A 15683-nucleotide genomic window follows, 5' to 3' on the forward strand; every position below is an offset into this window, starting at 1 on the left:
GGTCTGCCGGACCGCGCGGCCTTCCGGGCAGACCGTCAGGTCCCACCTGCCGTCGCCGATCCAGGCCCGCACGCGGCTTCCCGACCGGCCCCTCAGGTCCGGTGCGTCGGCGCGCCGTCCCTCGGTGAAATTTCGTGATTTGTCGGCATTTGAGATTGAATCTCCCCAGTGGCTTCGCCGGAAGCAGGAGGCGTCCCGTTGAACCCCGCTACCGCGCTGGCCACGGTGCTGGTCGATGAGCTGGTGCGTTGCGGCCTGACCGACGTGGTGCTGGCGCCAGGCTCGCGTTCCGCACCGCTGGCCATGGCGCTGCACGCCGAGTCGCGGGTGCGCCTGCACGTCCGCATCGACGAGCGCTCGGCGTCGTTCCTGGCGCTGGGGCTCGCCAAGCGCTCAGAGCGGCCGGTCGCGCTGATCTGCTCGTCCGGCACCGCCGCCGTGAACTTCCACCCGGCCGTCGTCGAGGCCGCGGAGTCGGGCGTGCCGCTGCTCGTGCTGACCGCCGACCGCCCGCCCGAGCTGCGCGGCACCGGCGCCAACCAGACGATCGACCAGCTCAAGCTGTACGGCTCCGCGACCCGCTGGTTCGCCGAGGTCGGCGTGCCCGAGGACCGTCCGGGCCAGGTCGCCTACTGGCGTTCGCTGGCCTGCCGCGCCTACCAGCGCGCCGCGGGGGCGGGCAACCCCGGCCCCGTCCACCTCAACCTGGCCTTCAGGGAGCCGCTGATCCCCGACGGCGACACCGAGTGGTGCGAGCCGCTCGACGGCGGCACCAACGGGCCGTGGGTGCGGGCCAGGGTCGCGCCCCCGCCCATCGCCCTGCACCTGCCGCCGACCAGGCGCGGCGTGCTCGTGGTCGGCGACGGCGCCGCCAACGTGCGCCGCTACGTCGCCGCGGCCGGCATGGCGGGCTGGCCGGTGCTGTCGGAGCCCAGCGGCGGCGGCCGCTACGGCGACCACGCCATCTCCACCTACCACTACCTGCTCGGCACGCCCGAGTTCGCCGACGGCCACCGGCCCGACGTCGTGGTGACGCTCGGACGTCCAGGGCTGTCGCGCCCGCTGCTGTCGTGGCTCGCGCGGGCCGGCGAGCACATCGTGGTCGCGCCCGACCTCGACCGCTGGCCCGACCCGACCCGCTCAGCCACCCAGGTGGCGCAGGCCGTGGAGATCCCGGTCGCCTCCGGCGACGACAGCTGGCTGCACGCCTGGCGGCAGGCCGACCTCGCGGTGAGGTCGGTCATGGACGAGGTGCTCGACCTGACCGGCAGCAGCGAGCCGCGCCTGGCCAGGGACCTCGTCGACGCGCTGCCGAACGGCGCCCTGCTCTTCTGCGGGTCCTCGATGCCGATCCGCGACCTCGACCAGGCGATGCGGCCCAGGCGGGGCATCCGGTTCATGGCCAACAGGGGCGCTTCGGGCATCGACGGGCTCGTGTCCACCGCCATGGGGGCCGCGCTGGCGCACAACGGGCCCTCGTACGCGCTGATGGGCGATCTGTCGTTCCTGCACGACCAGAACGGGCTCATACTCGGGCCCCGCGAGCCGCGGCCCGACCTGTGCCTGGTCGTGGTCAACAACGACGGGGGCGGCATCTTCTCGCTGCTGCCCCAGGCGGCGGTGCGGGATCCGTTCGAGCGGGTCTTCGGCACGCCGCACGGGGTGGATCTCGGGTATGTGGCGGCCGCCACCGGCACGCCGTACACGCTCGTCTCCGACATCGGTGAGCTGCCCAAGGCGCTGCGGGGGGAGGGGCCGCGCATCGTGGAGGTGCGTACGGACCGGGAGGAGAACGCGCTCGTGCACGCCCGCCTGCGCGAGGCCGCCCAGGACGCCGTGCGGGCCTTCCTCAGCGCCTGAGCCTCCCTCGGCGGGTCACTTGGCGGGTCACTTGGCGAGTCACTTGGCGAGGGCGTCGAGGAGGCGGTTGAGCGGGCCGTCGATGCCCCAGCGGTCGGCCAGGGCGACCAGGGCCTCCGCGTCGCGGGGCTTGGACGGCAGCGTCAGGTCGGCGTCGGGCAGCGGCGCCTCCTTGGCCACCTCGACCACCGCCGGGGCGACGCGCAGGTAGTCGCGGGCGGCGGCCAGGCGGGTGCGGCTGCCGGCCGGGAAGCCGTCGGTCTCGCCCGCGTCGAGCGCGTCCAGCAGGCCGGCGAGCGAGCCGAACCGGGTGATCAGCGCGGCGGCGGTCTTCTCGCCGACGCCGGACACGCCGGGCAGGCCGTCGCTGGGGTCGCCGCGCAGGGTGGCGAAGTCGGCGTAGGAACGGCCGGGGATGCCGTATTTGGCCGTGACGAACGCCTCGTCGGCGATCTGCAGGTTGCGGATGCCGCGCGCGGTGTAGAGGACGCGGACCGGGCGGGAGTCGTCGACGAGCTGGAACAGGTCGCGGTCGCCGGTCACGATGTCGACGGCGCCGCCGGCCTGGGCGGTCAGCGTGCCGATCACGTCGTCGGCCTCGTAGCCGGGCGACTCGAGGCGGGCGATGCCGAGGGCGTCGAGCACCTCCTGGATGACCGCGATCTGCGGCACCAGCGCCTCGGGCACCACCTCCGTGTCGCCGTGCGCCACCCGGTGCGCCTTGTACGTGGGGATCGCCGCCACCCTGAACGCCGGCCGCCAGTCGGCGTCCATCGTCGCGGCGAGCTGGTCAGGCGCGTATTGGCGGACGAGGGTGGCGATCATGTCGATGAGCCCGCGCACGGCGTTGACGGGCGACCCGTCGGGAGCCTTGATCGACTCGGGGACGCCGTGGAAGGCGCGAAAGTAGAGGGACGGGGTGTCCAGGAGCATCAGCACGCGACCCATGCTGCCACCCCGCACCGACATCCCGCCCACCCCAGCTCACAGGCCCTTGTCAGGCGTCGAGGATGCCGACCGCGACGAGGCAGGCGTCGTCCTCCGGGTTCGGGCCGCCGATGTCGGTCAGGAGGGCGTCGAGGCCGTCGTCCAGGTCGTGGGCGGACAGCCGGCGGGCGGCGGCCAGTACCAGGTCCAGGCCCACGTCGATGTCGCGGACCCGCCGCTCGACCAGCCCGTCGGTGAACATCAGCAGCAGGTCGCCGGGCAGCAGCCGGGTGGTGGCCAGCTCGTACGGGCTGCCGGACGCCGCCCCCAGCAGCACCCCTCTGGGCTTGGCGAGCTGGCTGGCCACCCCGTCGCGTACCAGGATCGGCGCCAGGTTCCCCGCCTGCCCCCAGGCGAACACCCGGGTCGCCGGGTCGAGGTGGCCCACGATCGCGGTGGCGGTGGTGTCCTTGAGCTGGTGCATGACCAGGTCGTTCAGCCAGTCGAGCAGCCGGTTGGCGGCCTGCCCCGTCATCGCCAGGCCGACCAGGGCGTGGCGGAGCTGGGCCATCCGGGAGATCGCCGGCAGGCCGTGACCTGAGACGTCGCCGATGGTGAGCAGCAGCCGGCCGTCGGGGGCGGGCGCGGTCTCGAACCAGTCGCCGCCCAGGTTCGCGGTCTTCTCGGCCGGCACGTACCGCACGGCGACCCTGGTGTGCGGCAGGTCCAGGCAGCCGACCGGCGCCGGCAGGATCGCCTCGCGCAGCGCCAGCATCACGTGCCGCTCCTCGGCCGCCTGCTCGCGGGCCTCCAGGAGCTGGCGGCGCGACTCGGAGACCATGCGCTCGGCGCGGCGGCGGCCGGTGATGTCCTGGATGACGCCGTGCATGCCGATCGTGCCGCCGGGGCCCGGCAGGGGTTCGAGCACGACGCGCAGGTCCCGTACGTCCCCGGCGTCGCGGCGGATGCGGAACTCCGCCTGCACCGGCTCTACGCCCTGCACCACCGACCACAGCAGCCGGTCGAGCGTGGCCACGTCGGCGGGATCGACGTGCTCGGCCAGGTCGGGCAGCGCGATGGGACCGTCGTCGGGGTCGCGGCCGAAGATCACGTAGACCTGCTCGGACCAGGTCGTCTCGCCGGTGTGCAGGTGCCACTCCGCCCAGCCCATGTTGCCCAGCCGCTGGGCGTGCGCCAGCCGTACGGCGAGCATCTCGGCCTCGCTCTCGTGCCCGAGCAGCTCGGCCGCGCCTATGACGTCGACCATGGTCTCACTCTCGAAGCGCAGGGAACTGGACAATTGGCCCCACAATACGTGATCGACCGTGAACCTGGAGTAGCCATGAGATGCGGCGTGGTGAGACCTTTTCGCGGATTTTAGGCGGTGGACGTACGAGTAGATTGGGCCTGTGACGTCCTCAGATCTGTATCCCGTGTCCCGTCTCGCCGCCGTCCAGGAGGCCACCGCCAAAGCCGGTCTCGACGCCCTGCTGCTCACGCCGGGCCCCGACCTGCGTTACGTCAGCGGCTACGACGCCAAGCCGCTGGAGAGGCTGACGTGCCTGGTGGTGCCGGCCTCGGGGGAGGCGTACATGATGGTGCCCCGTCTCGAGCTGCCCGCCGCCGAGGCGTCGCCGGCGTCCAGGCTGGGGCTGGAGTTCGTGGCGTGGGACGAGACCGACGACCCGTACGCGATCGCCGCCGCCCGCCTCGGCCGCCCGGCCAGGGTGGGGCTGGCCGACCGCATGTGGGCCATGTCGTCGCTGCGCTTCCGAGAGGCGCTGCCCGGCACCGAGCAGGTGCTGGCCGGCAGCGTGCTGCGAGAGCTGCGGATGCGCAAGTCACCCGCCGAGGTGGCGGCGCTGCGGCAGGCCGGCGAGGCCATCGACGGCGTCCACCGGCAGGTGCCCGGGCTGCTGCGCGCCGGGCGCACCGAGCGCGAGGTGGCCAGGGACATCGCCGAGGCCATCCTCGCCTCCGGCCACGCCACCGTCGACTTCGTCATCGTCGCCTCCGGCCCCAACGGCGCCAGCCCGCACCACGACGTGTCCGACCGGGTCATCCAGGCCGGCGAGCCCGTCGTGGTCGACATCGGCGGCGCGCTGCACAACGGCTACTGCTCCGACTCCACCCGCACGTACAGCGTGGGCGAGCCGCCGGCCGAGTTCGCCGCCTACTACGAGGTGCTGCGCCAGGCCCAGGACGCCGCCTGCCGCGCGGTCCGTCCGGGCGTGTCGTGCGAGTCGATCGACGCCGCCGCCCGCGACGTCATCGCCGCCGCCGGCCACGGCGACCACTTCGTCCACCGCACCGGGCACGGCATCGGCATCGAGACGCACGAGGAGCCGTACATCGTGGCCGGCAACGGCGAGCCGATGGAGCCCGGGTTCGCGTTCTCCGTCGAGCCCGGCATCTACCTGCCCGGCCGCCACGGCGCGCGCATCGAGGACATCGTGGTCTGCACCGACGGCGGCTACGAGCGGCTCAACAACACGCCGCGCGAGCTGGTCGTCGTCTGACGGGCGTGTTCCAGCAGGTCACGTACGCCACCAGGCCCGGGTCCGCGCGTCCCAACGAGGACCTCGTGGTCGCCGGGCCGTCCTGGATCGCCGTGCTCGACGGCGCCACGGCCGCGCCCGGCGTCGACAGCGGGTGCGTGCACGACGTCGCCTGGCTGGTGGGGCGGCTCGGCGGGGCGCTGGCCGCCGAGCTGTCCCGCGACGCCCCTGATCCGCTCGCCGTGGTCCTGGAACGCGCCATCGAGGCCACCGCCGCCGGCCACGCTCCTTTCTGCGACCTCGCCAACCCCGACTCGCCGTCCGCCACCGTGGCGCTGGTGCGGGTGCGCGAGCGGCTGGAGTACCTCGTGCTCGGGGACTCGCCGGTCGTGCTCTCCCTGGCCGGGGGCGGGGTGCGGGTGGTGTCGGACGACCGGCTGGAGCGGCTGCCCGGCGGGCGGCCGTACAGCGTGGAGCTGGTACGCCGGCTGCGCAACGCGCCCGGCGGGTTCTGGGTCGCCGCCGCCAGGCCGGAGGCCGCCCGCCAGAGCGTCACCGGCGACCTTCCCGCCCGTGACGTGCGCGGGGCCGGGGTGTTCACCGACGGGGTGGCACGGCTCGTCGACTGGTACGGGTGGCGCTGGGAGACCGTGCTCGGCCTGCTCGCCGGGCGCGGGCCGGACGCGGTGATCTCCGCCGTGCGGGCGCTGGAGAGCGAGCGGGGGCCCGTACGCGGGAAGCGCCACGACGACGCCACCGCCGCCTGGGGGCTGCTGCGCCGGCCCGCCTGCTGAGGTGGTGTATCAAGTGCTCGCACCGCCGCTCTGGGATGGCGAGGGCGGCGGAGGGAGTTCGCATGTTCGTCGGCAGGACGCGGGAGCTCGCCCTCCTGCGCGGGGAGCTGCGGGTGGCCCTTGCGGGGGCCGTCAGGATCGTGGCCGTCGAAGGGCCGGAGGGCATCGGCAAGACCGCGCTCATCCACGAGGCCCTGCGTTCGTCGGCGCCTGGCGGGGAGCCGGGCGCGAAGGGCGTCAGCGCGCCGGCGGTGGGCGGCGCCGAGGGAGCTGGCGCGCCGGCCGTGAGCGGCGCCAAGGGAGTGTGCACGCTGGCGGTCAGCGGTGCGGAGGGCGAGCGCGGGCTCCGGCTCGGCGTCGTGCGCCAACTCGCGTATGAAGCCGCCCGCGTTTCGGGCGCCGGGCCGCTTGATGCGGGTGCCTTCGAGGGCGGGACGGCCCTTGCCGCGCTCGCCGGCGCGGGCGTCATCGTCCCTGAGGACCGTTCCTGTGCGGGCCGTCCCAGGACTTCCGGCTCTGGGCGCCTCGGTGCATGTGCCGCCGGGGAGATGGTGTGTGCGGCTCTTTCGCGGGTGGCCGAGCGGGGGTGCGTCGTGGTCGTGGACGACGCGCAGTGGGTTGATCGGGCGTCGTCGCGGGCTCTCGCGTACGTGCTGCGGCACCTGCGGGCGGGACGGGTCCTCGTCGTCGTCGCGTGTCGTGATATTTCCGACCCGTGGCTGCCTGAGGGGCTGCGGCGGTCGCTCACCGGTGACTCCACCCTGCGCCTGACCCTCGAGGGTCTGACGCCCGGCGACCTCGCCGCCCTGCTCTCATGGCCGGAGGCCGAGGTGAAGCCGGGTGCGGTCCCTGAGCGCGGGGGAGCGGCCTGGGCAGGAGCGGGCCACTCCCTAGATCGGCCTCACTCGCAGGCTCTCCTTCGGGACGGTCACGATCGTGCGGTGCCGGGGGCGGACGTGTCGCTCCGGAGCCGCCCGTCGGAGCGGCTCGGGGCGGGGGCGGTGCGGCGGTTGTGGGAGCACACCCTGGGCAATCCGCTGCACGTCCGAGAGTTGCTGGGCACGCTGGCCCACGGCGTGCTGGACGATCCCGGGGCCCGGTTGCCTGCGCCGGGGACGTACCGCAGGGGCTTCGAGCGGCGGCTGCGCGCCTGCGGGCCCGACACCGCGCGGCTGGTGGCGGCGTGCGCGGTGCTGGGCGGGCCGACACCGCTGCACGTGGCCGCGACCGTGGCCGCGCCTGTGTCCGTCGGCGGCGTCGGCTGCGGCGGTGTGCCGCTGGAGGCCTTCGAGGAGGCGGAGGCCGCTGGGCTGCTGCGGGAGGTGGGTGGGCGGCTGGTCGACTTTCCTGAGCCGCTCGCCAGGGCGGCGGCCTACGACGGCATCGGGCCTGCCGCCAGGGCCCGCCTGCACCTGGCCGCCGCAGGGGTGGCCGATGACACCGGTGCGGCGTTGCGGCATCGCGCCGCTGCCGCGTTCGGGCCGGATGGGGAGTTGGCCGAGGAGCTGGCGGGGTTCGCGGTCAAGGCGGCGCAGCACGGGCTCTGGCGGGAGGCCGCCGCCCATCTCGACCGGGCCGCCGGGCTGACCGAGCCGGCCGGGAGGCGCGACGAGCTGCGTACGGCCGTCCTGGAACATGTGCTCATCGGCGGCGACGTGCTGCACGCCGCCCGGCTCGCCGCCGCGCGCAACACCGACCCGCGCCCCGCCCGCCGGTACGTGCTGGGCCGGCTCGCCCTGGCCGCCGGGCGCTTCGAGGCGGCGTACGAGCTGCTGTCCGAGGCGTGGCGGCACGCCGAGCCGGGGCACGCCGCCGACGTCGCCGAGCAACTGGCCTGGCTGCACCTGGTGACGGGCGACCCTGTGGAGGCGGCGGCATGGGCCCGCCAGGTGATCGACCAGCCCATCCAGAGCCCGGCCGCCCGCCCCCACGACATCCTGGCCCTGACCAGGGCCCTGGCCTGCGTCGCGTCGTCCGAGGCCGGCTCGGCATCGGACGACGGGCTGGCCGGTGCGGTGGCGTTGCTCCAGCAGGGAGCCGTGGCTGCGGCCGGGAGCGTGCTCAGGCGGGTGGTGGGCGCGGCCGGGACCTTGGCGCAGCATCGGCTGCTGGCCGCTGGATTGCGGGCCGTCGCCGATCACGAGATGGCGCGGTGGGACGAGGCGGTGGCCGGGGCCGAGGAGGCTCTGGCCGAGGCGACGGCGCTCGGCCAGCGCTGGTTGCTGCCCCTGCTGGAGGTGGCCTGTGTGGCCCCGCTGGCGGCCAAGGGCGAGCACGAACGGGCGCTCGCGCACGCCAGGTCCGCCGCCACGACCGCCCGCGGGATGCGGCACGCGCTGGGAGAGCGGCAGGCCGAGCTCGCCCTGGCCTCGCTCGGCGCCGGCCCGCTCCCGGAGGGGGAGTGCGGTGACCCCGGGTGCGGGGCGCTGTTCGCCCCCGACCCGCGTCCTGAACGCATCGAGGCCCTCGTCGCCGACGGCCGACTGGAAGAGGCGGAGCGGCTGCTCTCCACATACGAGAGACACGCTCAGGACCGGCCGGGCAACGCGGCGCAACCGCTTGCCGCGGGTGAGGGGCGGGTGGGTGCTGAGGTGGGGCGGTTGCGGGGGTTGGTGCTTGTGGCTGGGAACGTTCCAAAAGGGGCGGAGGCGGAGTTCTTGCGGGCGGTGGGGATGGCGGCGGGGGTGTGGCCGTTCGAGGAGGGCAAGGTGCTGCTCGACCTGGGGCGCTTGCTGCGGAGGACCGGGCGGCGGCGGGCGGCGGCCGAGCGGCTGGGGGCGGCTCGGGAGATCTTCCAGCGGCTCGGCGCGCAGTCGCGGGCCGAGCGGTGTGCGCACGAGCTGGAGGCGTGCGGGCTGGAGCCGCCCGCGACCGTACGGCTGGGCCTCACCCCACAGGAGCTGAGCACGGCCATGCTGGTGGCCGGCGGGCTGACGAACCGGCAGATCGCCAGGGAACTGCTCATCAGCGTCAAGACCGTCGAGTACCACATCGGCAAGATCTATACGAAACTCGGCATCGGCTCCCGCGTCGCCCTGACCGCCGCACTTCACGCGGCTGGCTTGGGGGAGAGGCGAACGCGCCTGCCCGGCCAGGCAGCTGATACCTTGATCGATACCGCGTGATCATGAAACAATTGCCGTGACAGGTGCATATCCAGGGGAAATGGGGGTCGTCGGGCATGATCCGCGAGCCGGTCGAGCGGCCCTAGGATGCCGGGCGACGAGCTGGACGAGGCGTTCGAGCTCGGCGAGACGTGCGCAATGGCCGCCGAGTGCGGCAGAGATCTGCGGCGGTGCGCCGAAATGTACGGCGGGTTGTTCCCCGCTGCCGCTTTCACCACCGACCTCATTCACGCCCTGACCTTGTCCACCGCGTTCAGCGCCCCCTGGGCCGGCGCCCACCGGCTCAAGGTCGTCAACCGGGCCGCCCTGTGGGTCCTCGCGGTGGACAGGATCGTCGACCACACCGCGCTCACCCGCTCCCACGTCGACCGCCTGACGAAGGAGTGCCTGGACGTCGCGCGGGGCTCGGCGCCGCGCTCGGCGGTCTCCCGCTTCCTAGCCGACCTGCGCGACGAGCTGGGCACCGTCAAGGAGTTCGGCGACCTTCAGGACATCTGGGCCGGCCAGCTCGCCCGCATGCTGGAGGGCATGGCGCGGGCCTGGGCCTGGCGGGACGCGCACGCGACGCCGTCGCTGGCCCACTACGTCGAGAACGCCGACAGCCGCGGCTCCTGCTTCGTGGACCTGTGCCACTGGATCTACACGGCCGACGACTGGTCGAAGGCCCACCTGGAGGAGCTGCGCGCGGTCAGCCGGCAGGTGCAGCGCTACCTGCACCTGCTCGGGGACGTCGTGACATACCGGCGGGACCTGAGCTGGGGCGACCTGAACGTGCTCGCCCTCGGCGTGGAGCGCTCGCAGGTGACGGCCGCGATGGCCGAGCTGGCGCGCAGGGCGCAGGAGCTGATCGAGCCGGTACGCGCCCACAGCCCCCGCACGGCCTTCTACCTGCACAGACAGCTCGGCTTCCAGGCCGGCTTCACCGGCGTTTCGGGCTTTCACCTGCAAGAATAAGTACTCGTCTGAATACATGACAGACAAACTTGACTCTTTGCCTGTTAGATCGCCGAATAAGCGGGCGTCCTGTCACAAACCGTGACATTTTCATTCTTGTAAAAGATTGCGGCTTGAGTGGAAAATGTGGCGTTGCTAGGGTGTCTCGATGCCAGGCATGCGGATCGACCTTCACAGCTTTCCTTGACAGGTACCACTGACCACGGCACCTCAGGGGCGGGGTCGCGCATGCGCGGGAATTGTACGGGCGGTGCTGGATGGAATTCGGTCGCTCAGACCGTTGGCGGCTTCCGACAGCGATCAAGATCTTGATCGCCGGGGGCTTCGGCGCGGGCAAGACCACCATGGTCGGTGCCGTCTCCGAGACCAGGCCACTGCGCACGGAAGAGGCGCTCACCCAGGTGGGCACGCACATCGACGACCTGTCGGGCGTGGAGCGCAAGCTCACCACCACCGTGGCGATGGACTTCGGGCGCATCACGATCCGCAACGACTACATGCTCTACCTGTTCGGGACGCCGGGCCAGGAACGGTTCTGGTTCGTCTGGGACGAGCTGGCCATGGGCGCGCTCGGCGCCGTCGTGCTGGCCGACACCCGCCGCCTCGACGACTGCTTCCCCGCCGTCGACTACTTCGAGAAGCGCGACCAGCCGTTCATCGTGGCGCTCAACCAGTTCGAGGGCACCAGCCCCTTCACCGTCGGCGACGTGCGCTCGGCCATCGGCCTGGCGGCGGACATCCCGATCGTGCGCTGCGACGCCCGCCGCCGCGATTCGGGCAAGGAGGTGCTCATCTCGCTCGTCGAGCACGCGATGCGCAGAGGAGCGTCTCCGGTCGGGACCATGTCGTGACCATGACCGGCTACCTTTGACCGATGGAGGAGATCGACCGCCGCATCGTCACGCTGCTGGCCCGTGACGGCCGCATGAGCTTCACCGACCTGGCCAGGGAGACCGGGTTGTCCGTCTCGGCGGTGCACCAGCGCGTACGCCGCCTGGAGAAGCGCGGCGTGATCCGCGGATACGCCGCGATCATCGACCACGACGCGGTGGGGCTGCCGCTGACCGCGTTCGTGTCCATCAAGCCGATCGACCCGGCCGCGCCCGACGACGCCCCCGAGCGGCTGGCCCACCTGACGGCCATCGAGGCCTGCCACAGCGTGGCCGGCGACGAAAGTTACATACTCAAGGTGCGGGTGGCCTCGCCGGTCGCGCTGGAGGACCTGCTGCAGCAGATCCGCGCCTCGGCCAACGTCTCGACCCGCACCACGGTCGTGCTCAGCACCCCTTACGAGCACCGCGCCCCCGACGTCGCGGGCGAGCCCCCGATGGCCGCCGAGGGCGCCTGACCGGCCACAGCGCGACCGCAGGCCGCAGCACGAGCGCGACCCCAGGCCACAGCGCTTCCCCAGGGGCCGCAGCGCCGTCATGAGAGCTCAGGAGCGTCCCCCGACCCCCGGATCGCCTCAGCGAGGACCGTAGGCCGTGGACAGCGCCGTCAAGGCCCCCTTGGCGGCGCCCAGCCGTTCCAGGCCCAGCAGCGCCGCCCCCATGACCGGCGGCCGGTCGGCCACCACCGGCTCGGCGTGCGGCGCCCGCAGCGCGAACCCCGCCTCCAGCAGCTTCGTCATCAGCGGGTCGCGCGCGGTCAGCAGCCCGCCGCCGAGCACCACCTCCACGGGCGTCTCCAGCAGCCCGAGCCGGCGCAGGCACACCTCGGCCAGCACGGTCACCTCCTCGGCCTGCCGCTCGACCAGCTCCCTTGCCACCGGGTCGCCGTCGCCGGCCGCCGCCAGCACACCGGGCGCGAGCTCGTGCAGCCGGTCGCCGTCGACCAGCCCGAAGTGCACGGCCAGCACCAGCTCCTCGACCGTGGCCGTGCCGAAGTGCGAGGTGACGAGGCGGGCCAGCGCGGTGGGCCGGCCCCGGCCGTCCTCGGCGCGTACGGCGTGCCACAGCGCCTCCTCGCCGAGGTCCTGCCCGCCGCCCCAGTCGCCGCTGAGCCGCCCGAGCGCGGGCAGACGGGCCACCGCGCCGGACGGCGCGACGCCGACGGCGTTGATGCCGGCCCCGCACACCACCGCCACCCCCCACGGCCCCGACGCGCCGGCCCGCAGCAGCGCGAACGTGTCGTTGCGCACCACCACGTCCGCCCCCAGCTCTCTGGCGGCCAGCTCGGCGGCCAGCGCCTCCTCCTCGACCGGCAGGTCCGCCCCGGCCAGGCAGGCCGACACGTGAGCGAACCCGTCGCGCGGCACCCCGGCGGGCAGCGCGGCCAGCGCCGCCGCGATCACGTCCACGGCCGCCGCCACGCCGTCGCGCTGCGGCGCGAACCCGCCCGCGCGGCCCGCCCCCAGCACCTCGCCGTGCTCGGACACCACGGCCACGTCGGTCTTGCTGTTGCCGCCGTCCACGGCCAGCACGAGCCGGCTCACCGCGACGCCGCCCACGGCAGGTGCGCCTGGTTGGCGGTCAGCAGCAGCTCGGTCAGCTCCTCCGCGGTCTCGTCCTGCCCGATGAGCGGATGGGCGAGCAGCGCGTCACGCACCCGGTCCGCGCCGCCGTGCAGGGCCGCGTCCAGGGCCAGCGTCTCGTACGCCGACACGTGCGCGATCAGCCCGGCGAACAGCGGCTCGACCGGCGCGACCGGCAGCGGCACGGCCCCTGCTGCGGTGACGGCGGCGGGCACCTCGATCACCGCCTCGTCGCCGAGGAACGGCAGCGTCCCGTCGTTGCGCACGTTCACCACCTGAGTGTCGCCCCGGTCGCCGAGCAGCGAGGCGATCAGCGCCACCGCCGCTTCGGAGTAGAAGGCGCCGCCGCGCTCCGACAGCAGCTCGGGCTTGGTGACCACGGCGGGGTCGGCGTACAGGGCGAGCAGCCGCGCCTCCATGTCCGCCACCTCGGCCGCCCGCGACGGCTTCGAGCGCTGCTCGCGCACCACCGCGTCGTGGGCGTAGAAGTAGCGCAGGTAGTAGGAGGGGACGACGCCGAGCCGCCGCAGCAGCCCCGGACGCAGGCCGAGGCTCTCCGCCAGCTCGTCGCCGTGCTCGCGCAGCAGCGCGGGCAGCACGTCCTCGCCGTCGAGGAGCACGGAACGTTCCCAGGTGAGGTGGTTCAGCCCGACGTGCCCGAGGGACACGCGGGCGGGGTCGGCGCCCAGCCAGGCGGCGAAGCGGCGCTGCAGGCCGATGGCCACGTTGCACAGCCCGATCACGCGGTGCCCGGCGTCCAGCAGCGCCCTGGTGACGATGCCGACCGGGTTCGTGAAGTCCACGATCCACGCGTCGGGGGCGACGGCGCGCACGACGTCGGCGATCTCCAGCACCACCGGCACCGTGCGCAGCGCCTTGGCCAGCCCGCCCGCGCCCGTCGTCTCCTGCCCCACGCAGCCACAGCGCAGCGGCAGCGTCTCGTCCACGTCGCGGGCCGCCTGCCCGCCCACCCGCAGCTGGAACAGCACCGCCCGCGCCCCCGCCACGCCCTCCTCGACCGAGGACGTGGCGAGCACCCGCGCCGGGTGCCCCGCGTGCGCCAGCATGCGCCGCGAGACCCCCGCCACCAGGCCGAGCCGCTTCGCGTCGGGGTCGATCAGCGCCAGCTCCGTCACCGGCAGTTCGTCACGCAGCCGCGCGATCCCGTCCACCAGCTCCGGCGTGTACGTCGAGCCGCCCCCGACCACCGCGATCCTCAACCCTTCACTCCCGTCAACGTCACGCCCTCGATGAAGACCCGCTGGGCGAAGAAGAACACGATGATCACCGGGGCGGTCACCAGCAGGGTGGCCGCCATGGTGAGGTTCCACTGCACGCTGTGGAACGCCTTGAACGTGGCCAGGCCGAGCGACAGCGTCAGGTTCTCCTGCTCGACGCCGGCGTACAGCAGCGGCCCGTAATAGTCGTTCCAGCAGTAGAAGAACTGGAACAGCGCGACCGCCGCCACGGCGGGGCGGGCCATGGGCAGGATGACCCGCAGCAGCGTCCTGAGGTCGGAGCAGCCGTCCACCCTGGCCGCGTCGGTGTAGTCGCGCGGGATGGTGAGCAGGAACTGCCGCAGCAGGAAGATCGAGAACGCGTCGCCGAGCAGCAGCGGAAGGATCAGCGGCCACAGGCTGTCGGTGAGCCCGAGCCGCGCCCACACCAAATAGACCGGCACCGCGACGACCTGCGGCGGCAGCATCATGGTGGTGACGACCAGCAGGAACGCCGCCCGCCTGCCGCGGAAGCGGAACCTGGCCAGCGCGTAGGCCACCGGCACCGACGACACCACGGTGAACAGCGTGCCGAGCGCCGCGTACAGCAGCGTGTTGCCCGCCCACCGCAGCAGCATCGACTTCTCGAAAACCAGCGCGATGTTCTCCCAGTTCCACTCGCGTGGCCACAGGTCGCTGGTCAGCGCCTGCTCGTCGGTCATCAGCGCGGTCAGCGCGATGAAGGCGATCGGGGCGAGGAACATCAGCGCCAGCGCCACGGCCAGCGCGTGCGTGGCGATCCATACCAGCACCCGCCGCCGGCGCGCTCTGAGACCGGCGCGGCGAGCGCCGGGAGCGCCCGGGCTCCCCGGCGCGGGGCGGGGCGGCGCGGTCATGGTGGCGCTCATGACACCTCCTCGGCCCGGCGGAAGTGCCGCAGCAGGATCAGCGTGAAGATCATCGACGTGGCGAACAGCAACAGCGCGAGCACGCAGGCGTAGCCCATGGTGTAGTCGCGGAACCCGGCGTGGAAGAGCCACTGCGGCAGCGTGAGCAGCGACTCGTCCGGATAGCCGGGGGTGAACGAGCTGCCGGGCGAGTCGGTCGCGCCCGAGGCGACCCGGGAGGCGATCATCGCCTGGCTGAAGTACTGCAGGGCGTAGATGACGTTCGTGACCAGGGCGAACATCAGCACGGGTGCGATCGTCGGCAGCGTCACGCTGCGGAACTGCCGCCAAGGGCCGGCGCCGTCGATGGCGGCGGCCTCGTACAGGTGCCTGGGGACGTCCAGCAGCGCCGCCATGAAGATCACGGCGAGCTGGCCGCAGCCCCACAGCGACAGCAGCGTCAGGCTCGGCTTGGCCCAGCCGGGGTCGCCGAACCAGTCGGGTCCCTCAATGCCGAAGACGGCCAGCACCTGGTTCATCGGCCCGGTCGATGGGTTCAGCAGGAACACGAACGTGATCGTCCCGGCCGCCATCGGCACCAGCGAGGGCAGGTAGAAGATCGTCCTGAACAGGCCGGTGCCCGCCTTGAGCCGCACCACGAGCTGGGCCAGCGCCAGCGCGAACAGCACGGTCGCCGGGACCATGATGAGCACCAGCCACAGCGTGTTGGCCGCCGACGTCGGCACCCGCGGGTCCTGCAGCAGGTAACGCCAGTTGTCCAGGCCGATGAACTCCAGCGTGTACAGGTCGTAGCGGTGGAAGGAGAAGTACACCGTGGACAGCAGCGGATAGACGAAGAAGATCGACACGCCGGAGAGCCACGGCGCGAGCCACACCAGCGCGCGCAGTCCCTCGCCGTGCCGGCGCCGCAGCGGTACGGAGGTCACG

Annotated in this window: 13 protein-coding genes; 7 read left to right on the plus strand and 6 right to left on the minus strand. The window is 73.2% G+C overall.

The genetic code is table 11. The annotated features are described in order from the left end of the window. Positions 1-198 precede the first annotated feature (198 nt). Complete coding sequence (menD, locus tag AB0K28_RS28510; RefSeq protein ID WP_364375962.1) at positions 199-1860, plus strand: 2-succinyl-5-enolpyruvyl-6-hydroxy-3-cyclohexene-1-carboxylic-acid synthase; 1662 nt, start codon at positions 199-201, stop codon at positions 1858-1860. 39 nt (positions 1861-1899) lie between these two features. Here menD and AB0K28_RS28515 read toward each other — a convergent pair whose 3' ends face one another. Then, positions 1900-2793, minus strand: coding sequence for a 5'-3' exonuclease (locus AB0K28_RS28515; RefSeq protein ID WP_364376383.1), 894 nt, complete (start codon positions 2791-2793; stop codon positions 1900-1902). 64 nt (positions 2794-2857) lie between these two features. Then, on the minus strand, positions 2858-4054 hold the full coding sequence (locus AB0K28_RS28520; RefSeq protein WP_364375965.1) for a SpoIIE family protein phosphatase: 1197 nt from the start codon (positions 4052-4054) through the stop codon (positions 2858-2860). A gap of 142 nt (positions 4055-4196) precedes the next feature. On the opposite strand from AB0K28_RS28520, the gene AB0K28_RS28525 reads away from it, so the two are divergent. From AB0K28_RS28525 to AB0K28_RS28550, 6 genes are all read left to right on the plus strand, one after another. After that, positions 4197-5306 carry a Xaa-Pro peptidase family protein gene (locus tag AB0K28_RS28525; RefSeq protein WP_364375968.1) on the plus strand — a complete coding sequence of 370 codons (1110 nt, stop codon included), beginning with the start codon at positions 4197-4199 and terminating at the stop codon, positions 5304-5306. Positions 5307-5311: 5 nt separating this feature from the next. Further along, the gene (locus AB0K28_RS28530; RefSeq protein WP_364375971.1) at positions 5312-6079 is read left to right on the plus strand and encodes a protein phosphatase 2C domain-containing protein; all 768 of its coding nucleotides are present in this window, start codon (positions 5312-5314) and stop codon (positions 6077-6079) included. Between the two features lie 62 nt (positions 6080-6141). After that, positions 6142-9204 (plus strand): AAA family ATPase, encoded by a 3063-nt coding sequence (locus tag AB0K28_RS28535; RefSeq protein WP_364375974.1) that lies wholly within the window; start codon positions 6142-6144, stop codon positions 9202-9204. Between the two features lie 87 nt (positions 9205-9291). Further along, positions 9292-10158, plus strand: a complete 867-nt coding sequence (locus AB0K28_RS28540; RefSeq protein ID WP_364375977.1) for a terpene synthase family protein — start codon at positions 9292-9294, stop codon at positions 10156-10158. 257 nt (positions 10159-10415) lie between these two features. Next, positions 10416-11009, plus strand: a complete 594-nt coding sequence (locus AB0K28_RS28545; protein WP_364375980.1) for an ATP/GTP-binding protein — start codon at positions 10416-10418, stop codon at positions 11007-11009. A gap of 23 nt (positions 11010-11032) precedes the next feature. Then, complete coding sequence (locus tag AB0K28_RS28550) at positions 11033-11506, plus strand: Lrp/AsnC family transcriptional regulator (protein ID WP_364375983.1); 474 nt, start codon at positions 11033-11035, stop codon at positions 11504-11506. A 117-nt stretch (positions 11507-11623) separates the two neighbouring features. On the opposite strand, the gene AB0K28_RS28555 is transcribed toward AB0K28_RS28550, so the two are convergent. From AB0K28_RS28555 to AB0K28_RS28570, 4 genes are read right to left on the minus strand one after another with little or no spacing between them, the layout of a single operon-like run. After that, positions 11624-12607, minus strand: coding sequence for a BadF/BadG/BcrA/BcrD ATPase family protein (locus AB0K28_RS28555; protein WP_364375986.1), 984 nt, complete (start codon positions 12605-12607; stop codon positions 11624-11626). Further along, positions 12589-13851 (minus strand): 6-phospho-beta-glucosidase, encoded by a 1263-nt coding sequence (locus AB0K28_RS28560; RefSeq protein ID WP_364375990.1) that lies wholly within the window; start codon positions 13849-13851, stop codon positions 12589-12591. The genes AB0K28_RS28555 and AB0K28_RS28560 overlap by 19 nt, the downstream gene beginning before the upstream one ends. Beyond that, a complete protein-coding gene (locus tag AB0K28_RS28565; protein WP_364375993.1) occupies positions 13848-14756 on the minus strand; it encodes a carbohydrate ABC transporter permease in 909 nt (302 codons plus the stop codon). The genes AB0K28_RS28560 and AB0K28_RS28565 overlap by 4 nt, the downstream gene beginning before the upstream one ends. Further along, entirely contained in the window at positions 14753-15682 is a 930-nt protein-coding gene (locus AB0K28_RS28570) for a sugar ABC transporter permease (RefSeq protein WP_345403623.1), read from the minus strand. The genes AB0K28_RS28565 and AB0K28_RS28570 overlap by 4 nt, the downstream gene beginning before the upstream one ends. Position 15683 lies beyond the last annotated feature (1 nt).

This window comes from Nonomuraea sp. NPDC049504 (assembly GCF_040676845.1).
GTDB classification, from domain to species: Bacteria; Actinomycetota; Actinomycetes; order Streptosporangiales; family Streptosporangiaceae; genus Nonomuraea; species Nonomuraea salmonea.